9 protein-coding genes are annotated in these 10,180 nt (G+C 65.5%); all 9 read right to left on the reverse strand.

Translation table 11 applies throughout. The annotated features are described in order from the left end of the window. Positions 1-149 precede the first annotated feature (149 nt). The gene (locus tag Q0480_RS17500) at positions 150-872 is read right to left on the reverse strand and encodes a peptidoglycan-binding protein (protein ID WP_298621525.1); all 723 of its coding nucleotides are present in this window, start codon (positions 870-872) and stop codon (positions 150-152) included. 1 nt (position 873) lies between these two features. Continuing rightward, on the reverse strand, positions 874-1,350 hold the full coding sequence (locus tag Q0480_RS17505) for a hypothetical protein (protein WP_298621526.1): 477 nt from the start codon (positions 1,348-1,350) through the stop codon (positions 874-876). After that, the gene (locus Q0480_RS17510) at positions 1,338-1,640 is read right to left on the reverse strand and encodes a hypothetical protein (RefSeq protein WP_298621527.1); all 303 of its coding nucleotides are present in this window, start codon (positions 1,638-1,640) and stop codon (positions 1,338-1,340) included. The genes Q0480_RS17505 and Q0480_RS17510 overlap by 13 nt, the downstream gene beginning before the upstream one ends. Positions 1,641-1,750: 110 nt before the next feature. Beyond that, positions 1,751-3,673, reverse strand: a complete 1,923-nt coding sequence (locus Q0480_RS17515; RefSeq protein ID WP_299134942.1) for a hypothetical protein — start codon at positions 3,671-3,673, stop codon at positions 1,751-1,753. A 1-nt stretch (position 3,674) separates the two neighbouring features. After that, positions 3,675-4,016, reverse strand: coding sequence for a hypothetical protein (locus Q0480_RS17520; protein ID WP_298621529.1), 342 nt, complete (start codon positions 4,014-4,016; stop codon positions 3,675-3,677). Positions 4,017-4,025: 9 nt separating this feature from the next. Beyond that, complete coding sequence (locus Q0480_RS17525) at positions 4,026-5,882, reverse strand: hypothetical protein (RefSeq protein ID WP_298621530.1); 1,857 nt, start codon at positions 5,880-5,882, stop codon at positions 4,026-4,028. Positions 5,883-5,885: 3 nt separating this feature from the next. Then, the gene (locus Q0480_RS17530) at positions 5,886-7,379 is read right to left on the reverse strand and encodes a hypothetical protein (protein ID WP_299134943.1); all 1,494 of its coding nucleotides are present in this window, start codon (positions 7,377-7,379) and stop codon (positions 5,886-5,888) included. Positions 7,380-7,949: 570 nt separating this feature from the next. Then, positions 7,950-9,446, reverse strand: coding sequence for a hypothetical protein (locus tag Q0480_RS17535; protein ID WP_299134944.1), 1,497 nt, complete (start codon positions 9,444-9,446; stop codon positions 7,950-7,952). Next, positions 9,446-9,883, reverse strand: a complete 438-nt coding sequence (locus Q0480_RS17540; RefSeq protein WP_299134946.1) for a hypothetical protein — start codon at positions 9,881-9,883, stop codon at positions 9,446-9,448. The genes Q0480_RS17535 and Q0480_RS17540 overlap by 1 nt, the downstream gene beginning before the upstream one ends. Positions 9,884-10,180: the final 297 nt, after the last annotated feature.

Below are 10,180 nucleotides of genomic sequence, written 5' to 3' on the forward strand. Positions count from 1 at the left end.
ATCCCCGTCATAACACGACGGGGGCGAGCCACCCCGAAACGAACATTGGGTCCTTTCTGGGGGATGTGATAAGTTCTCGATCGAGGCTAGGGTCGCTCCCTAGCACTGACCGGGGTAAGCTGGTGACAGGCGGGGAGAGACCCGCACAATCAGCCGAACAGCGCCGCGATCAGCCTGCCCAGCAGGCTCGGCGCGGGCGGGACTTCGGTGGCGACAACCGCCTCAGAGCCACGGAGCGCGACGTGAAGCGCGTTCATCGTCAGGGGGCCGGCGATCCCGTCAGCGGGCAACCCCGCCTTAGCCTGGAAGCCGGCCACATCGTCAGGCGCATATCCCAGCATCACCAGCGCCGACCGGACATAGTACCGCTGTCGGTCGGGCAGGCCGTTATACCCGCCATTGATCTTGCGCGTGATGCCCCGCAGATCGCCCACGTCAGCCAAGGCGTTGACCCCGCGCGTGGTCCAGTACCAGACCGGGCCAAGCCCTTCCCATGGGTCAGTCAGCACCAACTCGGGGTATGCCTCGAAGTTCGGCGGGTCGAGGTTCGCGGCCTTGCACCATTCCCGGAATTGCCGATAGTTCGATCTGCCGGTGATCTGGATCGGGGTCCGACCCTTGAAGCGCGGCCCGTCCCCCGGCTCGGTATTGCCAAGGTCGGCGCGGCCTTCATACGCGGTGCCGGATGCAATCTCGCGATCATACCGTAGCGCCCCGCTTTCGTGCATGATCTGCGCCACGTAGTGCGCTAGACGGTGCGGCGCCTCGATGCCGGCGGGGTATGTGTCCAGGCCGTCGAGAAGCGATCCGGCGTTGGCCCGGTCAACCTGCCTTCCAGCGATGGCGTTCAACATCGCCAAGGTGAGCTTCATCTTACGACACCCGGAAGATGTTGCTACTGGCGCGCGTCTCGAACTTCATCCCGAGCGCCCACCATGGCGCATAGGTCCAACGGAAGTCGGCGACGTATTCGGCCGGGGCGAGGTCGCAGCCGGCATTCGGCGGCGCATCCATGAACCAGTTGAGGTCAATGTCATGCGCCGGCCAAGGCATGCCCTTGAAATTCTTGATGCCGGTCCGCCCGCCGCCGCAGGTGCTGAGAGCCGCGCCGATCTTCCCGCTCACCTGCCGCACAAGAACAGCCACGTCGCCCGTGTAGTCTCGCGCGATCGTCTGGTCTATCGTGACCAGGGTCGTTTGGCTATCCACGCGCACGGCCCGTACATCCAGCCACCACCACGAAGGCATGTGTCGGACAGCGGCGGGAACCGCGATCATGAAGAAGGCCAGCCAGAACGCCGTGCACAGGGGCACGAACCAGCGCCACGCGCCGGGTTTCAGGTCCACCATTGGAGGTATATCCCTAGCTGATAAATCGCATTCGCCATCGTCACCAAGAAGCCGACGCCGACGAAGGTCTGTACGATGCGCTTCGAGAATAGCGAGCGCGCGGCTTTCCGGGCTTCCCGCCGTTCCCGCTCCTCCCGCCATTCCGCCCGGTGCGCCCGGCTCTCCGCGAGTTCCCTGATGATGTCCTCCGGCGAGCGCAGTTCCCTCGCCAGCCGATCCGCCCGGTCCGCGTCCCCAAACAACCACAGCGCTACTCCCCAGAAACTCTCCGGCGATTTTTTATCCGTCATGCGATTGCCTCCGTTCGCGGGGCAGCCGCGCGGACGCGGCTAGGGCCGCGCCCAAGGTTCATCTGGGCTTGAATTGCCCGGCTTCGGTGGAAATGATCCGGGATGCCTCCCTAGATCATGTCGTAAACGCCCTCGATCACGCGGCCGAGGTCGTGCTGGAACTTCAGGCCGAATTGCGTGCTCCGGGACGCGGTATCCCAGCCGCCCGTGTCGCCGCCCGCTTGCCATTGGCCGGATGCCTCCGGGGATGCCGGCAAGCCGCCCTGAACGATGTGCGCGACCGAGAGCCAGCCGTACTGACCGATCAGCCGCATGTGGGTACAGCCCGCCTTGATCCGGGTGCGCAAGGCCAGCGCGCGGGCGCTCTTGCGATCGACGGTGCCCGAGGTCAGAACGCCCAGCGTGTAGAAGCACATCATCCGATGCGTCCATTCCGAGTAGCTGGCGGACATGCGGATGCCGCCGGCGTCGGTGCTGTCCATTTCGCGGACCGCGCCGGCCAAGCCCTTGATTGCGATGAACTCGGGGTTCGCCCGGATCGCTGCGAGGTTCGCCGGCACGACGCGCCCGCGCCCGGTCGCCCAGGAGCCGGACGGGTACGCGGCATAGAGCGACGACGGGATGCCGGCGCCGTTGCCGTAGCCCTCGCTGACGGTCTTCGAGAAGGCGTGTATCACCTCGGCTTCCCACATGCCGAGCTGATCGGTCAGGGGGACGCCGAAGCGGGTGCCGCGGCGGCAGGCGGCCTGTATCTGCGCATGGGTCGGGGCGTTCGAAACGCGCGGCAGCGAGAAGCTCTTGGCGATGTTCGTCCATGGTGAGGATCGCATCGCGACTTCCTCGGTCGCGACGACGACGCTTTGCAGATATGCCGCCGCCGTCGAAACGCCGATATAGGCCATGCATGCCGCGATATTGGCGCTCGGCGCCGAGGAGATATTCGGGTTGCCGCCGCGCGTCGAGGCATTGGTCGTGTTCCCGAGCATGTCGCCCTTGAACGCGCTGTCGGCCTCGCGCGCGGTGCCGACCGCCGCGACCAGCGCCCAGCGCATGAACCGATCGAGCGAGGCGCGCCATGAGCTATCGAACTCCGCCCACACGCGCGGGGTCAGTTTCGCCCAGACGACAGCCCAGAGATAGCCGGTGTCGTGCTGCGCGGAGTAGCCGCCCCGAAGCGCCGGCCCGCCGTAGGCGTCCCGCCCGCCCTTGATCCCGGCGATCGTATAGGCGTCCGTCGCGGTATTGCCGGCGAAGCTCGCATAGGCGCAACAGGCGAGCGGCGATCCCCAATAGCTCGCATTGCCCTGCCCGTTGACGTTGTTCGCGTCCCAGTTGGTCTGTGCGTAGCTGCGCGCCTCGCCGGTGCCAGTGCCGACGAAGTTGAGCGCGGGCGGCGAGGATAGGGCTTCCGCGACGACGATGCTGTTCGAGAATCCGGAGGTCGCATTCGGGGAAACGCCATTCGCCGCGAAATTGCGATAGGTGTAGGTTCCCGCCGTGCTGGCGGTATAGTTGACGCCAGTCAGGCCAGCGATGGCGGAGCCGTTGTGATACCATTGCCCGGTCACCGTAGGCGCCGGGGTTCCGCTGGCCGATGCCGGCGTCGCGGTCAGGATCGAGCCGGGCGTGGTGCCGCCGGTGACGACAGGCAGGCCCGCGAAGATCGGCGCCGCTGTCGCCGCCGTGACGCTGTATCCGATGCTGGTCGCGCTATGCGTCCGCCCGCCAAAGACGATAGGCTGCGTCAGGGTCAGGATGCTATCCGGCGCGCCTGCCGGGATTGTGAAGTTCGCGCCCGAGCCGGTGGTGTAGACCGCGCCCGCCAAGTCTTTCAGCGTCCACACCCATGATACCGTCTGCCAGCCCGCCGGGGTATAGGTGCCGGAAACGGCGGTGACGGTCTGGCCCGGCGCCTTTGTGCCGGAAACCGTTGGCGGCGTGGCCGTGACGATTTCCGGGGTCAGTAGCCGGACCCATGGGAACGGCCCTTGCAACCTGCCCGATACCGTGCGGCCATAGCTCTCGATGCCCATGCTACTGGATCACTGCCGAGAACATGACAGGTGCTGTGGTAGTGCTGCCGCCGTCGCTGATGAACTCGATCCGGTCCCCGGCGGCGACGGTATTGGCGGCGGTGGGAATGGTACTGTCCATGTCCCCGGCGGCCGAGCCGGAATAGGCGATCGTCCATGTCGGGTGCGTGACCGCGACCCCGTTGATTTTCATGGTGATCAGGCTGTTCGCGACCGTGATCGCGCCATAGATCACTGAATAGGCCGCGACGATCTTGCCGGCCCGCGTTGCCACCGCGAAAGCGCTGCTCGGGGCGCTGACGTCCGCCATATAGGCGGAGGCGATGCGATCATGAATGCTCATGCTGTGCTCCTATGCGACCCAGAACTGGCTGTTTCCCCAGCGGCCGAGCGACGAGGTTTTCGTCGTGCTGGCATAGGCGATGGTATCGGTCGGGTAGTTCCGAAGCGCCGATACACCGATATAGCTGCGTGAGGATCCAGAGGCGCGCGAGGCGACAACGGTGCATTCCGCCCGCAGCGGCGGGGATGCATCATCCGTTGACAAAAAGCCGACGAAAGCGCCCAAGATATAGCTCTGCGCCGGGGTGCCGTCCGCTGCCCAATCGATCGTATTGTCGGCGCTCGACGTTCCCTTGTCGTGGATGACGGTGCCGATCGTGATGCCGCCGCCCGACTTGCGGAACAGGAGGATATAGACGGCACCCGTGAAGCTGGCGCCCGAAACCGATCCCGCCGCGATGTCGCCCGAGGTCAAGGACATACGATAGCTGGTCCGGATCGACGGGGCTTGTGCGACATGCGTTGCCCCGGAATCGGTCAGGTTGACCCCGCCCAGCGTCGGCAGACCGGCAAGGCTCGATGATCCCGGCGCATCCTGAATGACAACGATCGCATCGCCTTCCGCCGCCCCGGCCGGCAGGCCGAGGGACCACGCCGCGTTGATGTTGGTATTCGACGCGACCCCGACATAGGAGACCGTGGGAGCCGCAACCGACGCGGAGGGATATTCCGCGATCCATGTCCAACTCGGCACGCCGTTGATGCGGGACATTTCGTATTTCACCAGCGTATTCGGCTGATGGCTCGGCGCTGAGCTTGGCCGAAGCCCGTCATCACCCGGCGTCGGGGTGAGGCTGTAGGGCGTCGCCCCGATCGCCACAATGAGGGTGACAGGCTCTTCGTGGTCCAGGATGTGATCCCAGCATGAGGCAGCGCTGGTGGCGTTGGCCGCGAGGGTGGGGACGAGAATATTCCGCCCGTCTCGGGCGTCGAAACTCAGGATGTTCGAGACCGGCGCCACCGATCGCGGCGTGAACGGCCTGCCGCTTTGCATCTTGATCCAGGATTGCGCGAACGTCTGATTTTCGACAAGTCCGTCGCCGTTCGAGATCATGAAGCAATGCGGGATGGTGTCGAGCGTCTCCGTCGAGACCATCGAAACGCCATAGATATGGCTACCGAGAGACGCGCCGACCGTGAGAACGTCGCCCGCCGCGATGCTCGGAAATACGCCGTCTTCATAGGGAAGCCGGAAGCCGACCAGTTCCTGCTTTTCGAGAAGCGCGTTTTCCTGGGTGAAGATCGTGGCCTTTGCCTGCGCGGCGTTGGCCTGCGCAGCGGCGGCGCCGAGCGTCGGGCCGTGGGTTCCATCGGCGGCCGTCGTCGTGGCGAGGCCAGCCAGACCGGCGGCCGAGTTCGCCATCTTCCCGGCAAGCGCGGCGTCGAGACCATCGACGGTGCTGGTCGGCTGCGTCCCGGTATGGCTCGTCCGATCCAGCAGCACCGAGTCGGCCGAGTTCGCCGTCGCACCGGTGGCAACCCCGTCCAACTTGGTCTTGTCGGCCGCGCTCATGAAGCCGGCCGCGGCTGTCGTCGCGTCGCCGTGGCTGTGGATAGCCGCCGCCGCGCCCACGTCACCGGGGGCAAGGGTGACCGCGCCAGTCTTGCCCGCGACGGAAATTACCGCGCCGCCACCGCCCCCCCCGCCGAGCACGTCCGACGACAGGAAAACGCCGCCGTCCGATCCGGCCGACAGTGCATTGCCGGATTGCTCCGAAATCAGCGGCCCCGGCGCGACCGCCGGCACCACAACGTCAGAGACAACTTCCCCGAGCGTCGCACGACGGGTCTGTCCCTCCGATACGATGACGATCGTATCGGTCAGGAGGAGCGTCGTGTCTTCCGGCAGTCTGGTGATTCTTGGCATGGGTCAACCGCAATGAAGGGTGCAGGGGAACAGGAGCGAGCCGTCCGGGTAGGACCGGATGAGCCGTCCCGATGTGATTTTCGCAACCGTGCTCGCCCGCACGATGTCGTCGGGCTGCACCCGCCCGAGCCCGCCGCCAGCGCTCATGATCAGGTCGCCCCGCCGAGGCTCCGCCCCCGGCTGGAGACGCACGAACAGCGCGCCGAGGCTGGCAATGTGCAGGTCGCCGTCTTCGTCCATGTGGGAGAAGACACCATAGACCGCTGGCGATGCCTCCTCCGCCGGCCGGGCGCGGGGCAGCTTGTCGTTCTCCTCGCCATCCCATTCGGCCATGTCGTCGATGGTCTCGTAGATCGTGCCGGGCAGTTCGTTTGGCCCCTGCGACCAGTGGGTGCCGCAGAAAGACCCATAGGTGACCGTCCCGGACGCCACCGAAATGACGGCCTCCTGCGTGACCCCGGAATAGAATTGAACCAGCGTCCCGTCATTGGACCGCTTGACCCGCAGCGCGACGTTGTTGCTGGCGGAGAAGGTGCCAAGCCCGGCGGTCGATAGGCTGCAACCGTATTCGACCAGCGTCGGGTTGATCAGCTCAGCGGCGCCGACCATGACGCCGCTGTTGTTGACGAGAAGTTGCGTGCCAGCGCCGCCGGCCCGGACCCGCCATTTGTCGTCGGCGTGATTGTAGGAGATCACGCCCGCGCTGGCGCCGTCGTAGGCGGTGACATAGGCGGTTCCGGTCGCCGTGGTGTCGATCCTGACGCCTGCGTCCTGCACGGTCCCCACGGCGCGCACCTGGGAAATGCTGTCCCCTATCCCGGTGACAACGGTTCCCCTGACCGTGGACGTGGCGGTCGCTCCGATGGACGTGCCGTTGATCGCCCCGCCGGTGATCGCGACGGCCGCCGGGCTCTGCGCCGCCATCCCATGGCCGACGCGCGCGATAAAGCGCGTCCCGTCATAGACGACGAGCACGGTCGCCCCGGTCGGGATATCACCCGACACAAGGTCGATGGCCGTGCCAGCCGGGCCGATCTTGCGCAACTGCCTGGTCCCGAGCCCGCTGATGTTCAGCGTAGAGGCTCCGGTCGGCGCCCGGTTGAACTGGACCAGAAACGCGGACCACGATCCGTAATCGACCAGCGCCGGGTCCGGCGTCAGGCTGAACGCGTCCAATGTGCCGCCCGTGACCCACGCCGTCAGGCTGCGAGCCACAAGCTCCGTCTGGCCGCTCGAGGACGCGGCGGCGGCTTCGATGGCCGCCTGAACGTTCTCCTGCGGCAGGGCTTCGGTCGGGCTGAACGGGATGTTGGCGGCGCCGGTGACTTCCGATGCCAGCGGCACGATGTTGTCCATCGGGTATCCGGGCAGGGTCACGCCGATGAGGTTGGAATCGACCGGATCGGGCGCCGAGATCAGCACGCGGAGCGGCGCGGCGCTGTTCACGTAGATGTCGGGGAACACGCCGTTCGCGTCGGCCTGGACCGGCTGCGCCAACGGCACATCCGGATCGAGGCTCGCAAATATCTGCGCCAGAGTGCTGGAGTTGTTCTCGAAGACGCGCATGAAGGCGCCGGGAACGGTCGCGCCGTTCATGTCGAAGGCGCGGTTAACCTGCGCGAAAAACAAGCGGTTGCTGCTCACGGTCAGTCCTTGCAGAAATGGCAGGAGACGCGCATCATTGCGGGATGCGCACGATCATTGTATTTGGCCTGTTGGCGTTGGCGGGCTGCGAAGACCCTGCGGTCCGCGCGGTCAAGGATGCCTGTCTGGGCGGCGATCAATCCGCTTGCGCCACATGGCAAGCAGGATACGAGCAATCACAGGCGACAGCGGCGGCGCTTGCCGAGCGCCCGCTCATTGTCTCGACACCGGTCCCGATACCCGTCGCGCCGCGACCGGCATTCACCCACTGCGCACCCGCTCCCGGAGGGCAGATGAACTGCTATGGCTACTGATGGCCTTCTTTCTGGGGTTCCTGTTCATCATCGCGTGCGTCGCTTTCGGCGCATGGCATGACCGGCGCGTTGACAAGCACCTGCATGACTTCTTCCGCCGCCACGACGACTAGCGCGATCCGATATAGCCCATCATCGCGTTGACCGGCCCGGATACGGCAACCGGTCGCGCAGCAGGCGGCGCCGCACCGGCCACCGTTGCCAGCGCATTCTCCGACAGTCTCGTCGCGCTGCGATCAGCGAGAGCCTTTGCCCCGCTCGCCGCGGCTGTGACTGCCAGCGATCCCGCGCCGAACGTCGCGCCGCCCATCAGGTTCAGGGCGAGCATCAGGCCATTTCCGCCGGGGGCCAACTTCCCGACGCGGCGGAGAATGTCCTCTCCCGTGCTGCCGTCGATCAGCCGCTGCATCGCGGACATATCCTCGGGGCTGAACCATTTCGCCCGCTTCGGATCGTTGACGATGCTGGTGACCGCCTGCCGGTACTTGTTTAGGATATTTCCGCCGGAGCCGGTGCTGGAGGTCTGGTCGCGCGCCTTCTTGAAGGCGCTCTCCAGCAACTCCGCCTTCTTGTATTGCGAATTCGCCATGCGAGCGGCGCTGAGCAAGTCGCTCGTGGCTTCGCGGCTGTTCACGAGATCATCAATAGAATCAATGATGTCGAGAATGCCGGTTTCGTTCGGCGCGGCGTTGTACCGCTTCCAGAGGTTCTGCCTGATCTTGTCCACCTGACCGAGCGTCAAGGGCTTGCCCTGACGCTCAAGGATGGTGAGGCCCGCCGCCGTCTGCCGATCCACATCCGGGACATAGTGCCCGCTCTCCACGGCCTCGCGCGCCTTCGCTGCGAGCCCCTGTATCTCTCCCGGCTGGAACACTTCGCCCGCGTCGTCAACCGCCCTGTACGCCGCGCCCTTGGCAGCCCGGAGGGATTCAATCGTAGGCTTCTCCATGGCCTTGCCGAACACCCGGCGAAAGCCGCGCGTGCCGACATTAATCGCGCCCTGCGCCGTGGCGCCGAACAGGGCGCCTACCGCCGCGCCCTTGGCCGTGCCTTCGACCCGCTCAGCAACCCCGCCCTCGGCATCACCGAACCCAAAGGCCGCGCCAGACGCGCCGCCGCCGAGCGCGCCCTTTCCGATGGCGCCGGGAAGGGTGGTCGCCGATGCCCCACCGGTCAGAAGCGCAGGCGCGACGGCGCCTCCGATCTCGCCAACCGTCGTCGCAACCGGGTTCTCCCGGCGGGTCTGATCCAGCAAGCCTCGCTCATGCTCAAGCCGCTTGTCATAGGCCGCCCCGAAGCTGGTCCCGTCGCCGCCGGGCAACTGGCCGGCGATCCAATCCCCCGCCGCGCGGACCCCGGCATTGATCTCGTCGCCAGCGCCGAAGGTCACACCTTGGCGCGCGCCGATCAGCGCGGCCTCGATCCCCGAGCCGCGCCCGCCGCCCTCGCCCCGGAAGTCCGATTGCACCGGAGCGGCAACCTGCGCCCGCTGGGCGCGGATGGCGTCGGCGATGGCCTTTGCGTCACTCGCGGCGCGCTGGTCGCCCTGACGGGCCAGCGCGTCGGCCTTGCGCAGCGCGTTTTCGAGGGTGGCGAGGTCGGCCATCAGCGATACCTATCCAGAATGCTGTCGATGCCGCCAGCGTCGGGCGATGCCACGAATATCGGGTTTGCATCGGCCCACGCCTGCAACTCGTCATAGAAGCCGCCGTCGATCTGGCCGTGCTCCTTCTCGTAGGCCCGCGCCCGCGCCGCTTTCTCAATCCTGCGCTTGGCGATGCCGCGCTGAATGTCGATCAGGGACTTGTTCCCTTCGGCGGTATTCTCCAGCCCCGGAACCTGACCCGTCACGAAGTCACGGTCGGCGTTCGAAAAGCCTGTGCCGAGGGAGCCGCCCATCGACGCGAGCGCCGCCTGTTTCGCCAGTGCGTTGAAGGTCTCCATGGACGAGACCCCCTCGGGGTCCATCCCCATGGCGGCGGCGGCGCGCTCCGCCTCGATCTCGTGGAAGAGCTCCTGAAGTTGCGCAACCTGTTGCAGCATATGAAATGCTTACGTTATAGGTTGTGTTAACCAGTGGTGCAGCACCTATTGGGTTCTGAACAGTTGATGTAAATCCGGCAGGTGTTGATGTCCAGCTATAGTTGAATGCAGCCGGAGTACCGGTAACTGCGATATCATCAATAGCCCAGTACCATGACCAGCCATTCTGATACCTGAACCTTACCTGAACACTTGGATTGCCTATGTATGCATTCAAGCTGATATTGTCAGTTGCGAATGCGATAGGTGTACCTTGTGTTGTAGTATAAGTCTTAACAGTTGTCCATGTTGTACCAT

Source organism: uncultured Amaricoccus sp., assembly GCF_937891315.1.
Taxonomy (GTDB): Bacteria; Pseudomonadota; Alphaproteobacteria; order Rhodobacterales; family Rhodobacteraceae; genus Amaricoccus.

What these genes read in the sequence shown, in the direction of transcription:
- Q0480_RS17500 (WP_298621525.1), bottom strand. Translation starts at nt 872, where the DNA reads ATGAAGCTCACCTTGGCGATGTTGAACGCCATCGCTGGAAGGCAGGTT.
- Q0480_RS17505 (WP_298621526.1), bottom strand. Translation starts at nt 1,350, where the DNA reads ATGGTGGACCTGAAACCCGGCGCGTGGCGCTGGTTCGTGCCCCTGTGC.
- Q0480_RS17510 (WP_298621527.1), bottom strand. Translation starts at nt 1,640, where the DNA reads ATGACGGATAAAAAATCGCCGGAGAGTTTCTGGGGAGTAGCGCTGTGG.
- Q0480_RS17515 (WP_299134942.1), bottom strand. Translation starts at nt 3,673, where the DNA reads ATGGGCATCGAGAGCTATGGCCGCACGGTATCGGGCAGGTTGCAAGGG.
- Q0480_RS17520 (WP_298621529.1), bottom strand. Translation starts at nt 4,016, where the DNA reads ATGAGCATTCATGATCGCATCGCCTCCGCCTATATGGCGGACGTCAGC.
- Q0480_RS17525 (WP_298621530.1), bottom strand. Translation starts at nt 5,882, where the DNA reads ATGCCAAGAATCACCAGACTGCCGGAAGACACGACGCTCCTCCTGACC.
- Q0480_RS17535 (WP_299134944.1), bottom strand. Translation starts at nt 9,446, where the DNA reads ATGGCCGACCTCGCCACCCTCGAAAACGCGCTGCGCAAGGCCGACGCG.
- Q0480_RS17540 (WP_299134946.1), bottom strand. Translation starts at nt 9,883, where the DNA reads ATGCTGCAACAGGTTGCGCAACTTCAGGAGCTCTTCCACGAGATCGAG.